General features: G+C 69.8%; 7 protein-coding genes, 1 tRNA gene and 1 pseudogene. 5 read left to right on the top strand and 4 right to left on the bottom strand.

The annotated features are described in order from the left end of the window. Window positions 1-8 precede the first annotated feature (8 nt). The 3 genes and pseudogenes from AC5L30_RS30420 to AC5L30_RS30410 form a co-directional block, all read right to left on the bottom strand. Window positions 9-1,004, bottom strand: a complete 996-nt coding sequence (locus tag AC5L30_RS30420) for an AAA family ATPase (RefSeq protein ID WP_494871494.1) — start codon at window positions 1,002-1,004, stop codon at window positions 9-11. A 27-nt stretch (window positions 1,005-1,031) separates the two neighbouring features. Then, window positions 1,032-3,656, bottom strand: coding sequence for a fibronectin type III domain-containing protein (locus AC5L30_RS30415; protein ID WP_494871493.1), 2,625 nt, complete (start codon window positions 3,654-3,656; stop codon window positions 1,032-1,034). Window positions 3,657-6,384: 2,728 nt separating this feature from the next. Continuing rightward, window positions 6,385-6,801, bottom strand: a pseudogene (locus AC5L30_RS30410) (tetratricopeptide repeat protein); the annotation flags it as partial. 232 nt (window positions 6,802-7,033) lie between these two features. On the opposite strand from AC5L30_RS30410, the gene AC5L30_RS30405 reads away from it, so the two are divergent. The 3 genes from AC5L30_RS30405 to AC5L30_RS30395 all read left to right on the top strand — a co-directional run bounded on the left by AC5L30_RS30405 (window position 7,034) and on the right by AC5L30_RS30395 (window position 7,827). Continuing rightward, window positions 7,034-7,120: transfer RNA gene (locus AC5L30_RS30405), tRNA-Leu, on the top strand. A 139-nt stretch (window positions 7,121-7,259) separates the two neighbouring features. After that, on the top strand, window positions 7,260-7,544 hold the full coding sequence (locus AC5L30_RS30400) for a hypothetical protein (protein WP_494871492.1): 285 nt from the start codon (window positions 7,260-7,262) through the stop codon (window positions 7,542-7,544). Window positions 7,545-7,623: 79 nt separating this feature from the next. Beyond that, on the top strand, window positions 7,624-7,827 hold the full coding sequence (locus tag AC5L30_RS30395; RefSeq protein ID WP_494871491.1) for a hypothetical protein: 204 nt from the start codon (window positions 7,624-7,626) through the stop codon (window positions 7,825-7,827). A 1,204-nt stretch (window positions 7,828-9,031) separates the two neighbouring features. Here AC5L30_RS30395 and AC5L30_RS30390 read toward each other — a convergent pair. Beyond that, window positions 9,032-11,248, bottom strand: coding sequence for a beta-L-arabinofuranosidase domain-containing protein (locus AC5L30_RS30390; RefSeq protein WP_494871489.1), 2,217 nt, complete (start codon window positions 11,246-11,248; stop codon window positions 9,032-9,034). 1,286 nt (window positions 11,249-12,534) lie between these two features. Between AC5L30_RS30390 and AC5L30_RS30385 the strand changes: the two genes are divergently transcribed. After that, a complete protein-coding gene (locus AC5L30_RS30385; protein ID WP_494871487.1) occupies window positions 12,535-15,426 on the top strand; it encodes a glycosyl hydrolase family 95 catalytic domain-containing protein in 2,892 nt (963 codons plus the stop codon). A 476-nt stretch (window positions 15,427-15,902) separates the two neighbouring features. After that, window positions 15,903-18,761 (top strand): glycosyl hydrolase family 95 catalytic domain-containing protein, encoded by a 2,859-nt coding sequence (locus AC5L30_RS30380; RefSeq protein ID WP_494871485.1) that lies wholly within the window; start codon window positions 15,903-15,905, stop codon window positions 18,759-18,761. Window positions 18,762-18,989: the final 228 nt, after the last annotated feature.

The following is an 18,989-nucleotide window of genomic DNA, read 5'->3' as shown; positions in this document are numbered from 1 at the left end:
GCTGCCGGTCAGCCCTGCACCGGAGCGGGTTGCCCCGACGGCAGCGGTACCGGCACCGAGGCGACGGCCTGGCGCAGCACCTCCGCGGCGGTCATCCCGCGCACCTGGGCGTCCGGGGTGAGCAGCAGCCGGTGCGCGAACACCGCCTCGACGAGCGCCTTCAGATCCTCCGGCATGATCCAGCCCCGCCCGTCGATCAGCGCGTACGCGCACGCCGCGCGGGTCAACGCGATCACGCCCCGGGGGCTGACCCCGACGCGCACCTGCGGGTGGGTGCGGGTGGCCGCGGCCAACCGGACCGCGTACGCGTAGAGCGGCTCGGCGATGTGCACCCGGCGGGCCATCCGGACCATCTCGCCGACGGTGGCGGTGTCGGTGACCGGGGCGAGGGCCTCGGGGGACCGTACGGTCGCGCCGCGCAGCACCTCGACCTCGACCGCCTCGTCCGGGTACCCGACGGAGAGCTTCACCAGGAAACGGTCCAACTGCGCCTCGGGCAGCCGATAGGTGCCGTCCATCTCCACCGGGTTCTGGGTGGCGACCACCAGGAACGGCGACGGCACCGGGTGCCGGACTCCGTCCACGGTGACCGTCCGTTCCTCCATCACCTCCAGCAGCGCCGACTGGGTCTTCGGCGACGCCCGGTTGATCTCGTCGGCGATGACGATGTTGGCGAAGACCGGCCCCGGATGGAACTCGAAGTCCCGGGTCGCCTGGTTGAAGATCGTCACGCCGGACACGTCCGAGGGGAGCAGGTCGGGCGTGAACTGGATACGCCGCCACTCACCCTTCACCGTGGCGGCGATGGCCCGTGCCAGGGTCGTCTTACCTACCCCGGGCACGTCCTCCAGCAGCACATGACCCTGGGCGAAGAGCGCGGTCAGCGCCAGCCGCACCACCTGCGGCTTGCCGAGCACCACCGCGTTGACGTTCTCGGCCAGTCGGGCGGCCAGGGCGGCGAAACCCTGCACCTCCGGCTGGCTGAGCGGCTCGTGGGTGTTCACGGTCGGTGGTGCTCCTCGCCTGGTGTTTCAGCAGGTGGGCAGGACATTGATGTTGTCGCCGCCCTCCAGGTTGAGCCAGGCCCACGGGATGTAGTTCTTCCCGCTGTACTCGACCTGCACCCACCAGTTGCTCTGCTTCTGGTTGTTGTAGATCCACGAGTCGACGTTCTCGCCCGACTTCTTGCAATACGCCTTCAGCCGGGTGCCGGGCTTGGCCCAGCCGGCCTGCTGGTCGTTGTCCTGCCGGGTGACCTTGAAGACCTCGTTGCCGTTGCGGCCGTCGACGTCCTTGTTGCAGTAGGTCCGCTGGTCGCTGTCGGGCCCGTTGTTGCAGGTCGCGATCCCGTACAGCGGCTGGGTTGCCTGGGCTTTCTTGGCGGTGCCCTTGCCGGCGGCGTTGCTCGCCGTCACCGTGAACGTGTAGTTGGTGCCCGGCGTCAGACCGGGCATCGTGATGCTGGAGCACGCCCCGGCCTTCGCCGGTTCACCGGCCGTGGTCAGGGTGCAGGTGGCCTGACCGCCACCGGCGTCCACGGTGAACGTCACCGTCGCCCCGGTGGCCGTCGACGACGAGCCGGTCACCGTGACCCGTGGCTCGGCCACCGTGCGGGCGGTGGCGGTGGCCTCCGGGCCCGGCCCGGCCTCGTTGACCGCCTTCACCTTCACCGTGACGTTCTGGCCGTTGCCCAGCCCGGTGACGGTCGTGCGGGTGTCGGTCACCTCGCTGACCCGCCCGCCGACGTCCACCAGGTACTTCGTCACCGGTCGACCGTTGGCCTCGGCCGGCGCCCACTGCACCGTCACCGCGCCCGGCTGGTTGGCGACCGTGCCGGCGCGCAGGTTGAGCGGTCGACCGGGTGCGGCGAAGGGCACCACCGTGTTGCTCACCGGGGACGCCGCCGAACCGGCGCCCTTGCTGTTGACCGCCACCACGGTGAACGCGTACTGGGTGCCGAACTCCAGCTCACCGGCGGGCACCACCAGCTCCGTCTTGGTCGACTCGCCGGCCGGCGCGTTCGTCCCCGCCGAACTGGCCGTCACCGCGTACCTCGCGATGGTGTTGCCCTGCCCGTTCGCCGCCGGCCACTTGACGAGCACCGTGCCGTCCGGCCGCTCCTGCGCGGTGACGCTCGCCGGCGGGTCGGGCACTGCGGCGGTCGGCGTCACCGGGTTGCTGGTGCGCGGCGGGCCGTCGCCCTTGGCGTTGACGGCGTGCACCGCGAACCGGTACGTCTCGCCGTTGGTCAGGCCCTTGACCTCCACCGCCCGCTGGTTGGCGCCCACCTCCAGGCGCTGGTCGGCACCCTGCACCACGTACTTGATGATCTCGGCGCCGTTGGCGGCGGCCGGCCGCCAACTCACCCGCGCCTGGGCATTACCGGCGGCGGCGGTGACGCTGCGCGGCGCGCTCGGCTTGCCCACCCGGGGCTTCTTCGGCGGAGGCGGCGGCGGGGGAACCGGCGGCGGGTCGCCGCCGAGCACGTCGTTGGCGTACTTGTTGACCTCGCGCACCTGGTGCTTGTCGTCCACCACCCGGGCGGTCGCCGAGTCGGGGGAGTTGATGAACAGGTGATTCTCCCGGACCTCCAGCTCCAGCGGCCCGTTGGCCCGCCCGCGAATGGTCTCGACCAGCTGACCGGCGGCGTCGAAGGAGTAGATGGTGCCGGTGGCCTCGTCGGCGCAGTAGAAACGGTTGGCCCAGGCCACCGCCGGGCTGAGCCGATCCCCCTCACCCGGCACGGTGAACCCGCTCTCCTGCCCACCGTCACCCACCAGCAGCACCCGCCGGTCGGCGGTCACCGTGACCGGCACCCGGGGGCCGCTGGTGCGTGCGGGCAGCGCCGCCGGCCCGGAGAGCGTCAGCGGCGTCGGGTGCACCTCACCGTGCTGCACCCGCACCAGCTTCCCGGCCGTGCGGTCGAGCACCGCCACCCCGTCGTCCAGGGTGGAGACGACCAGTTCGTGGCTGGCGTCGGCGACGTCGTACGACTCGACCCGCTGCGGGCTGAGCCCCGCGCCCGCCGGCGGAGCCGATGCGGGCGCGGACGGCAGCTTGGCGGCGGTGATCGCCGAGACGGTGCCCTCGCTGGGCACCGCGATCCAGAGTCGACCCTTACCGTCGAAGGTGCCGCCGGTGATGCCCGGCGGATAGCGCACCGGCTCACCGACCGGGGTCAATGATCGCGGGTCGAGCTGGCGGACGATGCCCTGCACGGCGTCGACGACGAACGCCGCGTCCTCGTGCAGGGCCACACTGACGCCCAGGCCGGGGGTGGTCCGGGTGGTCGCGCTGAGCTGGAGGGTGGCCAGGTCCAGGGAGCTGACCTGCCCCGTCTGCAGGTCACGCAGGAGCAGCAGCCGGTCGGTCTGGGTGATCTGCATCGGATGCTGCCGGGCGCCGGGGATCTCGGTGCGAGTGTCCACCCGGGCGGTGACCCCGTTGACCCGGGCCAGCTCGCTGCGCGCCGCGCTCCACAGCCAGGAACTCGCGTCGTAGTTGGCCACCGCGTTGTCCGCCGCGCCCAACCCGAGGACGGTCAGCCCCATGGCGGCCAGCAGCGCGGACACCGTGCCGACGGTCACCAGCCCACCGCGCAGCCGGGACCGGGAGCGGGGGGCCTCGGTCTGTACGGCGTCGTCGATGCTGGCCACAGCCGGCTGCCTCCCCTGAGTCGTGGCAGGTGGCGCGCCTTCCGGCGACCCCTCCCCTGAGCCGGGTGCCATCATATGGCGCTGGTGGTGGCGGGGGAACCCGCACGGTCACCCCTGTGGATACCGAGCGTGTGCGTTGTGGACGTCCAGCTCAGCCCGGATTCAGCTCCACTCAGGGCGGTTCTCACTCGGCTCAGCGCGGTTTCGGCTCGCCTCAGCGCGGCGACGGTCGACCGGACGGCCCTCCGCTCGACGTGGCTTCGCGTTCCCGCGCGGTGCAGACCTGCCCGGAAGTCGCAAAGCTGTCAGTGGAGTAGACCGCCAACACGGTGAAGCAGTGATCCACTCGGGAGTTCAACCCGTTGACGGTGTAGCTGGTCCGGCCCGGGTCCACGGTGGCGATCACGCCCAACGCCTGCCCAGCCCTACCCGCGGCGACCATGAACGGCACCGCACCGCCGCTCGGGTCCGTCCAGGTCAACGTGATCGTGGCCGAATCGTCCCGCAGCTTCAGGTCGCCCGGTGGAAGCCCGGCCGCCGTCGGTGCCGGTGCCGCCGCCGTCGGCGCGGTCCCGGTCGGCGGCGGGTCGTCGCGGGTCAGCACCACCGCACCCAGGCCCGCCACCGCCACGACGGCCACCCCGGCCGCCACGACCGCGCCGATCAGCGCCGCCCGGTTGCGGCCCGTCGACCCACCCTCATCGGCGTACGCCGGCCGGTACGCGTCCGGGCGGTACTGCTGACCCGGGTACGGCGCCTGGATCGAGTGCTGGTCCTGGGTCGGGTACGGCGTCTGTAGTGGCTGATGGTGGTACTGCTGGACCGGTGGCGGTGCGGCTGAGGATGCCAACGTGGGGTCGGCGTTCGGTGACCAGGCCGGCTGCGCCGCGGGGCCCGGCTGCGCGGCGCTGGGGCCTGCCTGAGCGATGCTCGGGTTCGCCTGGGCGGTGAGGTGCGCCTGAGCGGCAAGAGGGCTCGCCTGCGCGGGGGCGGGGTTCGCCTGGGCGGATGTCGGGGCGGGCTGGGCGGCGGCTCGCCAGCCCGGACTGGCCGTGTCCCCGGCCGGGCCGTCATCCGCCGGAACGGACGGCAACACCACGGTCGGGTCGGACAGCGTGCTCCGGGCCCGCTGAGTCGGCACTACCGGGGCGTCGAGGATGCCCAGCCCGGAGTCACCGTCCGCACCGGTGCCACCCGCGTCCATCATGGTCTGCCCAGCGGGCGTGCTCTGCCCAACGGTGACGGCCTGCGCAGCCGCCGTGGTCTGCGTAGGCGTCGTGGCCTGGGCGGGGGAGTCGGCGCCGGGAGCTGGCAGGGGCTGCGGTGGGGCGCTGCTGCTCCAGGGCGGTGCGGTCAGCCCCCACGGTGGCACGGGTGGTGCGCTCACCGGAGGCGCGGAGACGGGTGGTCCGTAGGGCGGCCCGGAGACAGGTGGCCCGAAACCGGGTGGTGCGGACACCGGGTAGGTGTGCCCGGGTGGTGCGGAGATGGGTTGGCCATAATCGGGTGGTGCGGAGTCGGGCTGGCCGTAGGTGGGCGATCCGGAGGCGGGTGCGTTGTATCCGGGTGGTGCGGAGACCGGGTACGGCTGGGCCGGTGGGCCGGAGACCGGGTACGGCTGGTGGGGTGGTGCGGAGATCGGATGCGGGGTCACCGGCGGTGCGCTGATGGGCTGGGCCGGTGGTCCGCTCACGGGGTACGCCGGCCCTGGCTGGTCAGCGGGCGGGGAGGACCTGCCCGGTGATGCCGCCTCGGTGTCGGACACATTGTGCGACTCGCTCGGCGCGGGTGGCCGGGCGGCGGCTCGGGCGGCCTCCTCGGCGAGCAGCGGCTCGATCTGCCGTACCCGGATCGTGGGGGTGTCCCAGCGAGGTGCCGGCACCGCCGGTGTTGCCGCCGGGGCGGTCGAAGCCGGGGCGGCTGGGGTCGGGGCGGTCGAGGTCGACGGCGAGGGTGGCGCTTCGACCACCGGAGGGATCGCCCGGTCACCCACCCGCTGATGTGGGGCCACGGCTGGCCCGGACGGCGGTCGCTGCCCGGCCGGTGTTGTCGGTGGGCCTTCAGCCCTCGGCCGGGGCATCGGGCCGACCGCTGGCCGGGACGGTCTGGACGGTTGCTCGTCGGGGCGTTGGCGAGGCGGCGTCGCGGGCTCGGGCGACTGCTGGCCGAGGCTCGGGCGCGTTGGTCCGGATGGTTGCGCGTTGGCGCGTTGACGGGGCGGCATCGCACGCTCGGGTGGTCGGTCGTCGAGGCGCTGAAGCGGCGGTTGGGCATTCGTGGGAGGTTGCCCCCTGACGTGTGAGCCGAGCGACATCGCATCCGCCGACGGAGGCGCGTCGGCGCGCGGGCGCGCCACCGTCGCGGGTCGGGGTGCGGCCGCCTGCGGGCCGGGCTGCGCCGCCGCGATCGAGGAAGCCGTCGGCTGAACGGGCGTTGCCCGAGGGGCTGGGACCGGAGCCGCGGTGGCGTTGCTGGGCGATGGGGGCGCGGCTGGTGTGCGTACCGCTGAAGGGGTTGGTGGGCGCGCGGCCGGCGGTTGCGGCGGCGCCCAGGGTGAGACGGCGGGCGGCGTGCCGCCGGCGGAGGGCCGCATCGCGGCGAGGGTCGCCAGCGACAGGGTCGGGCCGGACAGCGCCGACCGGGCGCTCGGCTCGGTCACCGGGGCGGCCGGGGCCGGGCCGGGCATCGGCGCGGGGTGCTGCTCGCCCGGCGTCGACGCGGGTGGGCCGAGGTAGTCGCGGGCCGCGCGGACCGCCGGGTGGTTCTCCCCGAGCGCGGCGGGCCCGGCGGTGGCGACGCGGGTGTAGTTGCGGCGGGCCTCGTGCCGGTTGCCCAACTCCTCCGCTACCTCGGCGAGTTCGAAGGCGAGCGCGAGCATCAGCGGGTCGGAATGCTCCCAGCGCCGCTCGCCCGCCGCGAACGCCTCCTCCAACACCCGGCGGGCGGCCAGCGGGTCGTCCCCTTCCCGGTGCAGCCGCGCCAGCAGATGCGCGGTGTGCAGCATTTCGGGGTGGTCGACACCGTACGGCGGGGGAGCGGATTCGACGGCCTCCGCGAGCAGTTGCCGGGCGGCGCTGAGGTCGCCCGCGGCGCGCAGGGCGAGGGCTCGGTGCTGGGCGGCTGCCAGGGGGGAGGGATGGGACACGTGGCAATGCTGCCGTCAGAGGGCCGCCGGACGCTACCCGGACACGCCCCGATGGTGTGTCGGTGCGGCCGTTTTGAGGCGGCTTGAGCAGCGGCGGAAGCGCCAGGAGAGAGGCACCGGAAGGCGATGTGCATGATCCACGAGTGGCGTGTACAGTAACTCCCCGTGCGGCCCGCTGTGCCGACCACTGGATGAAAGATCATCTGGTCGGCGAGGTAGGCTGAACGTGTAGGTCCGGGTGGCGGAATGGCAGACGCGCTAGCTTGAGGTGCTAGTACCCGTATAGGGTGTGGGGGTTCAAGTCCCCCCTCGGACACCAGTACGTGTGGAGATCCACGCGAGATCAACTCCTCTCGTGTGGATCATCGAGTCCACCTGTCCCTTGTGTGCATAGCGAGCCTTCGAGAGTCGCTGCCACCTGCACTGACACCGCCGCATCCGCGCTGGTGGGGGCGTAGGTGAGCCCCGGCAGGCCGCGCCCTCTCCGGGACGACGAGCAGCTCGTCGAGGCGCTCGTACCCATCCCGCTGCCGGTCGCGTCGCCGGAGCCGGCGCCGCTGCCGACATTGCCCGCGCCTGCCGCCCGCATGAGTGATGGCGTGCTGTTCGACGTGGGCCGACCCGACGCTGCCGGCCGCGTTACCGCTCGTGCACTGCTGCGGGCCTTGGGCTGGGCACCGGGCCTCACCCTGCACGTCGACGTCGTGACTGGCGCAATCCTGATCACCCCGCCTGCGGGTTGACAAGAGAGGTGCCGTTAGATTCAGACTCCGCCGTCGTTGAGCGGAAGATCAGGTTGACGGCCGATGGATCTTCAACGACGTGATCAGTGCTGGTTACTCCGGTCTGCACCCGGACCACTTCGTCGAAGTGGAGGCCCGGGTGGAGGGCACCGGCGGCACCGTGCACGGCGGAGTGCACCAGACCTTCGTCGAGAACAAGTTGATCAACGAAGCCATTCGCCGGCACCATCTGCGACGGGCCTATGTCGAGCAGGTAGTGCAGTCATCGCGCCACGCGAGGTAGGCGAGACGGGCGCGAAGTCGGCGCACAGCGAAATCTCACTGACGGCGAGTCAGCTGTCCACCTCGGCGGCGATCGGGGCCACCCGGATCCAGGCCGGCGGCGACCCGGCGAAGGAGGCCGACATTGCTCGCGCCCACCGCCCGCACGAGTGATGGCGTGCTGTCGAGGTGGGCCGCCCCGACGCCGCCGGCCGGGTCACCGCTCGGGCGCTGCTGCGGGCGTTGGGCTGGACACCGGGCCTCACGCTGCACGTCGACGTCGTGACCGGCGCGATCCTGATCACCCCGGCCGCCGACGGCGCGCACGTCGTGGGCACTCGCGAGGAGCTGCCCCTACCGGCCGCCGTCCGACACCTGTGCGGCATCGCCACCGGCCCTCACCGGCCAACCCCACCCGCTGGCCGCCGCCGAGAGCGAGCAGCGGTTCCCCGCCAGGGGCGCGGAGGGGCAACCTCACGCCGCGGTGGAACTCACCGCTAGGCGGGTCGTGAAGCGCCGTCGCCGACGTCGGTGTTGGCGGGCAACGGTGCCATGGGTGGCAGCCAGGGCGTGACCTCGCAGCGACGACCCACTGGGCCGCTGGCTGTGCCGAAGCCCAAGCGGGGCCAGTAGAAGTTTCCCTAACCCGCTACGGTCCTGCACCTGCACAGGTTCCTGCCGCAGCCCGCGACGCCACTGGCCGTCAGGCCCCCAGTGCCGATGCGACGGCTCGTCGAGAACCGCGACGAAGGCGCGGACAAGGGTGGGCCAGCTCGACCCGCCAGGCTACGGCGCGACAGCAGCTGGTAGCTCGCTCGCCCGCCGCGATGAAGACTTTCCGTGAATACCGGGTGCGTGTCGACGGTCTGCTACGGCTGTGGTCGGTGAGGATCCGTTGGTTGGCCTGGCTTTGCAAGCAGGAGCGGACGACTGACGATCGCCCTGTGTAGCGGGCGATACGTACATGGACGTACCAGATCGAATCGGCCGAGTACCGGTCAGTGGAGGATCCGGAGGTCGACCCTACCGGTCACAGCGGCGTCGCCCGTAACCCCTGACGCCCGGTCCACCCGGGCGGGCGCTCCAGTTGGAGCGCCGTCTGGTCGGGACGCTGTGGAGTTGATGTCACAAGTGATTCATCGGATTGTGCTGCCGCGTGAATCATTGTTGATACCAGCTCCACAGGCCCCGAACCAGACTGCCGGCCGCCGACTCGTGGGCTTCCGTCAGAGGCTGATGATCGTCCACTGGTTGTTGGTGCTCGAATTGGCGGTCCACATGCCCACGGCGGAGCCGGCGGTGGTCCGTCCCATCCCGTCGAGTGCGGTGCCGGTGCCTCGGTTGATGAGCTGGTAGCGGTTGTTGCCCAGGCTGTTCAGCCGCCACTGCTGATTGTTGCCACCATTCCAGGGCCCCTGGAGGGCGTTGGCGCCGTTGGTGGTGTTGCCCCAGCTGTCGATGACCATGCCGTTGGTGCGGTTGACGATCCGGTAGAAGCCGCCGCCGAGGTCGACGAGCTGCCACTGCAGGTTGGTGCTGCCGTCCCAGTTCCGCTGCCGGAGCACCGATCCGGAGGCGGCGTTTCCACCGCTGTCCAGGACGAGGCCGGTGGCGACGTTGGCGATGCGCAGGTAGCCGGTGGGGATGGTCCCGCCGCCGGTATTCCAGTAGACGCTGTAGTTGATGGCGTGCGCGTCGTAGAACGGCAGCAGACTGACGGAGGCCCCGTTGGCGGTCGCGGTGAATGCCAACGAGTTGGTGCTGGTCCGGGTGATCGACGTTGTGGTCAGGCTCGGCGGTGCTGACAGGGCGGTGTTGCCGTAGTTGCCGGCGAGGACGACCGGACCGTACGTGATCGCGGCGATGTTCGGGCTGTCGGTGGTGGGTCGGAGGTTGGCCTGCATTGGCAGGCGGACGGTGACGGTGTCGCCGGAGGCCCACGTCCGGGTGAGGCTTGCGTAGCTACCCGGGGTGGTGGCGACGGCTTGTGCAGCGCCGTTGACGTTGATCGTGGCCCCGGTGGCCCAGCTCGGAATGCGGATGCGCATGGACCACGAGCCGCTGACATTCCCGCTGACCTGCAGGGTCGTGGTGTCGCTGACCGGATAGGAGGTGGTCTGGGTGACGGTGATGCCGCGCTGGGACCAGTTGAGCACCGACGGGGCGAACAGGTTCACGATCAGGGTGGTGTCGGCATAAAAGTAAATGGAGTCGGCCAGCTTGGTCTGCATCTCCAGGCCCGTGCCCTGGCAACACCAAAAGGTGATGTAGTCGGTGCTGTAGCCGCCATTCATGGACGCGACCCCGCGGCGACCCCCGGGGTTGAGCGGAGTGAAGTAGCAGACGTGGCCGTGACTGTCGGCCGGGTTCTGCTCGCCGATCATCTGATTGAGCAGCGCCCGCTCGAAGTAGTCGAACAGGTCCGCGCGCTCGGGGTAGAGCGTGAACAGCTCTCGGGTGAGCTTGAGCATGTTGTAGGTGTTGCAGTTCTCGCAGGTGTCGGTGCCCAGGTAACCGGCGATCGCGTTCGGGGCTTTGAAGTGCTCGGCCAGGCTGTTGCCGCCGATAACGTAGGTGTGGGCGTTGACCGTCATGTTCCAGGCGTTCGTTGCGATGTCCCGGTAACGGGTGGTGCCCGTCGCCTTGAACTCCCGGGCCGCGCCGATCCACTTCGGGACCTGCGTGTTGGCGTGCAGGCCGTTGAGCTGGTCGGAGTTGGCCGCGAGCGGATTGAACACGGCGGCGTGGTCGAAGCGCTGTGCCACCGTCAGCCACCGGGAGTCGCCGGTCTGCTGGTACAGGTCCGTCAGCGCGGCGTTCATGCCGCCGAACTCATTGCCGAGGACCGACTGCATCTGGGCGTAGCTCAGTCGTCCGGTGCGCCAGTCCACCCAGCCGGCCTTGTTGGTGAGGACGGTGAGCGCCTGACTGTTGCCGGTGAGTTGGTACTGGTCGAGCAGACCCGCGATGATCTTGTGCAGGGTGTACCAGGGCGCCCAGACCTGCTGGCCTCTCTCCAGCCGATCGAAGAAGGTCTCCGGGTAGGCCGAGAGATAGCCGGTGCGGTACCCCTTACTCGGCGAGGCCGCCTGGCAGGCCGCGAGGGCGTTGACCAGATAGTCGCCCTTTGTTTTGTACGTGGAGTCGCCGGTGATCGCGTACGTTTGCGCCAGGGCGGTCAGCAGGTGCCCCATCGTGTGCCCGCGCAGCTCCACGCCCGGGGCTTCCCAACCCCCAACCGGCTGCGCGGAGCTGGCCAGCCCGACGTTGGTACGAAACGTGTGCAGCATCCGGTCCGCGTCGATGAACCGCAGGTAAGCGAGCGTCCGGTTCTGGTTGTCGAGCCATCGGCCGGCGGTGAGCCGCGCCTGACCGAGTGCGAACGGAAACGCTGAGACGCCAAAGTCCGAGCGGACGGGCGCGGCAACGGCGCTCGTCGGCATCACAGTCGCCGCGACCGATCCTCCTACCATTGCCGCCGGAACGGCACCGGCTGCTCGCAGGAGGGTGCGGCGGTCAACGGCCGAGCCAGAAATCGGTTTCATCGCGATCCTTAGCGGTGGTGGCGGAGCGCTGAGCACGCAACATAGACGCCCTTCAAAATAATTCGTATTATGTTTGCGGGTCAAGGTGGGCGTATAGGTGGAACGCGCCGAGCCTCCGTGCCCCCGTAGGACGCCGGGCACTCTGCGGCGCGGGGCGCACGCAAACAGCGTCACGATCCTCGACGTCTCTGCGGAGCACCGCCCGCTCGGCGCAGGCACCCGTGCTGTGCGAACAGGCGTTCGCCGCGATGCGGAAACTCGGCGCCGAGGTCGTCACGATCAGCACGGGGCGGCGACGGGTTCCATGCGCCCGCCCGCGCCTTGGCGACCTGCAGGCCGGCAGCAGGCGCCGTCCAACCTGAGCGGGCGCGGCCTGGGGCGCGCAACCTCGGTCGGCGGCCCGACCGCCTCGGGCCTCAGGTCGGCCACGCTCGAAGACCTGCCAGCGGCCGATACCTGTGGTGCTGCATCGATCGACGGGATGCCGCGAAGTCGGACGCTTCGCGGTTGCCGCCGACGGAGCGGACCTGCCCTCACCCGAGCAGACGCCGGACACGCCCCCTCCACCGGACCAGCCGCTGCTGCCAGCTACGTCGCGGCCGGCCTTCACGCCGTGGCTGAGAACTGACCCCCTCGACTCGTACGACGGCGGCGGGGCCACGCTGACCGTCGCGGCCCGCCTGCCTGCCGCTGGCATCGCCACTTCTCTCTCCGTGCTCACCCGTCAGGAGTGCGGCGCCGCCCGGCCACTCCGGGTCGCGCACTGTAGTCGACGCCGGCGCCGAAGAAGTTCCGGCCAACCGACGAACGCCGCAGGCTGATCGTCCCGCAGGCGCCTCAGCCGGAGGCCGGTGCGTCGACGGTGGTGCCGTCGGGTCTTTCATCCTACCTTTGCTGCGGCGTTTGCCAGAATTGGCAGCATTTCAGGCTTCGGCACGAGATAGATGAGCCGAAATCCTTGACTCGGCACCCGTGTTGCCGGTTAATCACATCTACGTGTCGGCCGTGTTTACCCTCCCGGGTGGTCAACGACGTCAGCAGATGACGCACATCAATGTGACCCGTGTTCTTGCCGAATCGCTTCGAGAGTGCGGACCGTTGTCCGTAGCCCAGAACCGACGGGCTGCGGGTGCCGAACGATTTGACGGACAACCCTTCAGCCTCGGTGTCGAGAGGAACTTCGGATGTCAGACCTGCCCGTGAGCCGTAGGCGCCTGCTCGCCACCGCCGCGCTGACCGCCGGATCGGCGGCCCTGATCCCAGCCGTAGGCGCCGGACGGGCCGCGGCCGCCGCGCCTCTGGTCACGCTGCCCGAGCGCGGGATCTACGACGCGACCGCGGCGACAACCTGGACGGACGGGTTCCTCACCGGCAACGGCGAGTACGGCGCCGTCCTGTACGGAACGCCGACCCTCGAGAAGGTGATCTTCAATCACCACCGCTTCGTGATGCCCAACGGCAGCCGGGGTGTTACCCCGCCAGTGATCTCCGGGCGGCTGGCCGGCGTACGAGACAAGGCGCTGGCCGGGAACTACGCCGGAGCCAACGCGGACTTCGCGGCCGGCTGGAGCCTGCGCTGGACCCAGACCTACCACCCCGGCTTCGAGTTGCAGATCAGCACGCCCGGCATGACCACCGCCAACGGGTACGCCCGCGTCACCGACTTCCGGACCGGGGAGGTCACCTCCACCTGGACCGACAGCAACGGCACCTGGACTCGTCGCGCCTTCGCCTCCCGAGCCGACAAGGTCGTCGTACACGAACTGACCCCGGCATCCGGCCGATCGATCGACGCGACGCTGAGCGTCAACACTTCCCTCGCGGGCGTCCCCGCCTCGGTCCGTTTCACCACCCTGGCCAGCGTCATCGACGGCTCCGGCTACCTGAACCTGCGCGGCACCTACCCGTCCGGGCAGGGCGCGTTCGGCTTCGAGGGCGTCACCCGGGTCGTCGCCACCGGTGGCACGGTAGCCGCGAACGGGTCGAGCATCGTCGTCACCGGCGCGACCAGGCTCCTCCTGCTGACCAAACTCGACAGGTACGAGTCGTCGACGGCCTGGGACAGCAAGCCGTTGCACGCGGCGCTGGCCGCGGTTCGCGCCGACTATGCCGAGCTGCGGACCCGGCACGTCACCCTGCACTCGGCGATGTTCGATCGCTCCCGCCTGGACCTGAACGTCTCCGCCGCCGACCGGCAGCTGTCGACCACCGCGCTGATCGCCCGGCAGAACGCCAACCGCAACACCATCGATGTGGCCCTACTGGAGCGCCTATACGACAGCGGCCGTTACCTGTTCATCAGCTCCAGCGGCGTACTGCCGCCGCGGTTGACCGGAATCTGGGCCGGCACCTGGAATGGCGCCTGGGCCGACGATTTCACCACCGATGCCAACATCAACCTGCAGGTCGCCGGCGGCAACATTCTCGACCTCACCGATGCCATGCAGGGCTACTTCAACCTGATCCTCGGTCAGCTCGCGCACTGGCGCACGAACGCTCGCAACCTGTACGGCGCCCGCGGCTTCCTGGCCCCGTCGCGAACCGACGGCGAGTACGGGTACATGCTGCACTTCGACCCCGGCTTCCCCGGCCAGTGCTGGACCGGTGGCGCGGACTGGTTGCTCTACCCGCTGCTGGAGTATTACCAGGTCACCGGGGACCGGACGTTTCTGGCTGAGAAGCTGGGACCGGCGCTGATGGAGCTGGCGCTGTTCTACGAGGACTTCCTGACCCGCACCGACTCGGCCGGCCGTGTGGTGTTCGTGCCGTCGTTCTCGATGGAGAACTCACCTGCCAGCACGAACGTCCTGCTGGCGATCAACGCCACCGGCGACATCCAGGCCGGCAGACACGCCCTGCGGGCGGCCGTCGAGGCTGCCAACGCGCTCGGTGTCGAGCAGGGCGCCGGCCAGGGTGTCGCACGATGGACGGCCCTGCTGGCGAAGCTCCCGCCCTACACGGTCAACGGCAGCGGCGCCCTCGCCGAATGGTCATGGCCGGGACTCACGGACCGCTACAACCATCGGCACGTCCACCACCTGTACGGCGCGTGGCCCCTGCACGAGATCAATCCCGAGGAGGCTCCCGGGCTGGTCACCGCCGCGCTCAGGGCCCTGGCGCTGCGCGGTGACGAGAACACCTCGGCGCACGGCAGCCTGCATCGAGCCCTCGCCTCCGCTCGGCTGAAGGACGGTGCCGGCGTCTACAGCAACCTCCGGAAGATCATCGGTAACAACATGATCTTCCGGTCGCTGATGACCGCACACAACCCGAATCTGGAGACCTACAACGCCGATGCCGCCAACACGCTGCCGGCCGTGCTCAGCGAAGCGCTCGTGTACACCAGGCCCGGCATCATCGAGTTGCTGCCCGCCGTGCCCGGCCAGCTCGCCAGGGGCACCATCACCGGCGTACGCGGACGCAACCAGGTCCGCATCCACAGCCTCTCCTGGGATCTTCCTGGTCGCTCGGTGACCGTGGCACTCACCTCGACGATCACCCAGGCGATCACCCTGATCAGCCGGCGCGGGATGGCATCCATCACCACGTCCGCGACGGTCGCCCCCTCGCCGCTCGGGCCGCAGGCCCGGGTGATCTCGTTGACGGCCGGGCAACAGATACAGGTCGTCGTAGGCCTGCCAGCCGCCGCCGGCGGCGGCAACGTTCGACTGGTCAACCGGCGCAGCGCAAAGGTGCTGGACGTCAACGGCGGCTCCACCACGGACGGGGCAACTGTCATCCAGTGGCCGTGGACCGGCGCGACCAACCAGCAGTGGCGGCTGCTGCCCAACAGCGATGGCTCATTCCGGCTGGCCGGGGTCAAAAGCGGGAAGGTCCTGGACAGTCCAGTTGGCTCGGGCCAGGGCGCGGCACTCGTTCAATGGGCCGACAACGGCGGACGTAACCAGTGGTGGAATCTCGTACCGGCGACGACCAGCGGATACCACCGGTTCGTCAATGTGAGCAATGGCTGGTGTGTCGGGGTCGAAGGCGGCTCCACCGCGGACGGCGCCAGGGTGGTCCAGCAACCGGTCAGCGGCGAGATCAGCCAGGAATGGCAGATCCTTGATGCCTGAGGCGGAAGGTCAGAGGCACTGGTCGCGGCGGCTCCGGGCGATGGGCCGCCAGGACCTGCGCCACGGCAGGCGCCGCTACGCCGGGTGGGTCTCGGCCACCGGCGTGCGTGGTGCCGCGTACGGCGGCGGCGCCGGGTCGGCTGCGGGGCCCGGCCTGGAGGGTACGTCCGACCTTTAGGGAAGCACCCGTCAGTCGATCGCCTCGTGCGCGCCGACTCCTCAGGGCGATGGCGCGAACGGTGTGGCCTGCGTGGACGGTCGGGACGACAGCATCGCGTGTGGTCCCGTGGTTACGCATTGACCATCTCTGATTTGTGTAGTTAACATGTGACGTCTGATGAATGTTGGATGCCGCGACACCCTCGAAGGACTCAGGCGACGTCCTCGTCGACGTTCCGCTTCTTCCGCCCTGCGGTCGTCACGACCGGGGCGGCTGGGGCCGCCGCTGCGCCGCTCGGCTGGATGAAGGAGCCAAGATGTCTGAAGTGACACGACGGGGACTGCTCGGAGCCGGGGCGGCTGGGGCTGGTGTCATGCTGCTGCCGGGGGGTTGGACGGCAGCCGCTCGGGCCGGGTCGACTGCACCCCCACAGGTGTTGGCAGCCAACGACATGGCGTTGTGGTACGACGAGCCGGCGGGTACGGATTGGTTACGGGCTCTGCCGATCGGTAACGGCCGGTTGGGCGCGATGGTGTTCGGGAATGTCGACACCGAGCGGCTGCAGCTCAACGAGGACACCGTGTGGGCCGGTGGCCCGTACGACTCGGCCAACACCCGTGGTGCGGCCAACCTGGCGGAGATTCGGCGGCGGGTCTTCGCCGATCAGTGGACGCAGGCGCAGGATCTGATCAACCAGACCATGCTGGGCAGTCCGGTCGGGCAGTTGGCCTACCAGCCGGTCGGCGACCTGCGGCTCGCTTTCGGCAGTGCCAGCGGGGCCTCGCAGTACCAGCGGACCCTCGATCTGACCACGGCCACCGCTACCACCACCTACGTGCTCAACGGGGTGCGGTTTCAGCGTGAGATGTTCGCCAGCGCACCGGACCAGGTGATCGTGATCCGGTTGACCGCTGACCGGGCAAACGCGATCACGTTTACCGCCACGTTCGGCAGCCCGCAACGGACGACCGTGTCCAGCCCGGACGCCGCCACGATCGGCCTCGACGGTGTCTCCGCCAACATGGAGGGCATCACCGGGCAGGTTCGGTTCCTCGCTCTGGCCAATGCCGCCGTGAGCGGCGGTACGGTCAGCAGCTCCGGTGGCACGCTGCGGGTCTCCGGCGCGACCAGCGTCACCCTGTTGGTGTCGATCGGTTCCAGTTACGTCAACTACCGGACCGTCAACGGCGACTACCAGGGCATCGCGCGGCGGCACCTCGACGCGGCCCGCACCATCGGCTTCGACCAGTTGCGCGGTCGCCATGTGGCCGACTATCAGGCGCTGTTCAACCGGGTGTCGATCGATCTGGGACGCACGACGGCGGCCGACCAAACCACCGACGTGCGGATCGCCCAGCACGCGAGCGTCAACGACCCGCAGTTTTCCGCGCTGCTGTTCCAGTACGGTCGCTACCTGCTGATCTCCTCCTCGCGGCCGGGCAGCCAGCCGGCGAACCTGCAGGGAATCTGGAATGACCAGATGGCCCCGTCCTGGGACTCGAAGTACACCATCAACGCGAACCTGCCGATGAACTACTGGCCGGCCGACACCACCAACCTGGCCGAGTGTTACCTGCCGGTCTTCGACATGATCAAAGATCTGACGGTGACCGGCGCCCGCACCGCTCAGGTGCAGTACGGCGCGGGGGGTTGGGTCACCCACCACAACACCGACGCGTGGCGCGGCTCGTCGGTGGTCGACGAAGCCCTGTGGGGAATGTGGCAAACCGGCGGCGCCTGGCTGGCCACCATGATCTGGGACCACTACCAGTTCACCGGAGACGTCGAGTTCCTGCGCGCCAACTACTCGGCCATGAAAGGCGCCGCCCAGTTCTTCCTCGACACACTGGTCAGCCACCCGACGCTCGGCTACCTCGTCACCAATCCGTCGAACTCGCCTGAGCTGCGTCATCACACGAACGCCAGCGTGTGCGCGGGACCGACGATGGACAACCAGATCCTGCGTGACCTGTTCAACGGCGTCGCACGGGCCGCCGAAGTCCTCAACGTGGATGCCACCTACCGCGCCCAGGTACTGACTGCCCGGGACCGGCTACCGCCGACGCGGGTCGGGTCCCGCGGCAACATCCAGGAATGGCTCGCCGACTGGGTGGAGACCGAGCGGACTCACCGGCACGTCTCCCACCTGTACGGGCTGCACCCCAGCAACCAGATCACCAAACGCGGCACACCACAACTGCACCAGGCCGCACGACAGACCCTGGAACTGCGCGGCGACGACGGCACCGGCTGGTCACTCGCGTGGAAGATCAACTATTGGGCTCGACTGGAAGACGCCACCCGCGCCCACAAGCTCCTCGGCGACCTGGTACGCACCGACCGGCTCGCACCGAACATGTTCGACCTGCACCCGCCCTTCCAGATCGACGGCAACTTCGGCGCCACCTCCGGCATCGCCGAAATGCTGCTACACAGCCACACCGGCGAACTACACCTCCTGCCCGCACTACCATCGGCCTGGCCGACCGGGCAGGTCACCGGGCTCCGGGGCCGCGGCGGATACACCGTCGGCGCCGCCTGGAGCAGCAGCCGAATCGAGCTCGTCGTCACTCCCGACCGCTCCGGACCCATCCGCGTTCGCAACCGGATCTTCGCCGGCACCTTCGAACTGCGCGACGAGACGAGCGGCAGCGCCGTCCAGCCGACGCGGATCGAGGCCGATCTCGTGGAGTTCACCGGCCAGGCCGGCCACACCTACCGCGCGTCCGGGGTCAACTCGGGGCCGGTCGAGGCTGGCGCGTACTACCGGCTCGTGGCCCAGCACAGCGGCAAGGCCGCCGACATCAACGGTGCGTCCACCGCCGCCGGTGGGTTGCTGATCCAGTGGCAGAGCTCCAGCGGACAGAACCAGCAGTTCGAGTTTGTGCCGGCGGACGGGGGCCACTTCCGGATCAGGGCGCGGCACAGCGGCCTGTTCCTACAGGCCGCCAGCAACAGCACTGGTGCCGACATCACCCAGCAACCCGACACATCCAACGCCGCTAGCCAGCAATGGCGGGTCGACGACCAGGGCGCGGGGGTAGTCAGGCTCATCAACCGGCAAAGCGGTCTGGCAATGGACGTTTGGCAGGCTTCGACCGCCGACGGTGCCCGCATCTCCCAGTGGACACCCGGCACCGGCGCCAACCAGCGATTCAAACTCCAACGAATCTAGGAACCTTCGGGGGCTGTCTCACAGCTACAGACCGCGCAAGGTCAGGGTGGCCCACTGCGCGTCGGTGTATCGGGCGTGTTGTCAGCGCCGCCTCAATCGCGGCGCTGACACTCACTCGGCGAGTGATCTTGCCTCCCTCGGCGCGTAGCGCCTCGATCGGGTGCGGGCCCTCGGTTTCGATGCGGTACTCGTCGCCGAAGCGTTCCCGGTGCATGTCGATGACCTGCT

Source organism: Micromonospora sp. BQ32 (assembly GCF_059358895.1).
The sequence above is the reverse complement of the archived record's forward strand: the minus strand, read 5'-3'. Positions and strand labels throughout refer to the sequence as shown.

What these genes read in the sequence shown, in the direction of transcription:
- AC5L30_RS30380 (WP_494871485.1), top strand. Translation starts at nt 15,903, where the DNA reads ATGTCTGAAGTGACACGACGGGGACTGCTCGGAGCCGGGGCGGCTGGG.
- AC5L30_RS30385 (WP_494871487.1), top strand. Translation starts at nt 12,535, where the DNA reads ATGTCAGACCTGCCCGTGAGCCGTAGGCGCCTGCTCGCCACCGCCGCG.
- AC5L30_RS30390 (WP_494871489.1), bottom strand. Translation starts at nt 11,248, where the DNA reads ATGCCGACGAGCGCCGTTGCCGCGCCCGTCCGCTCGGACTTTGGCGTC.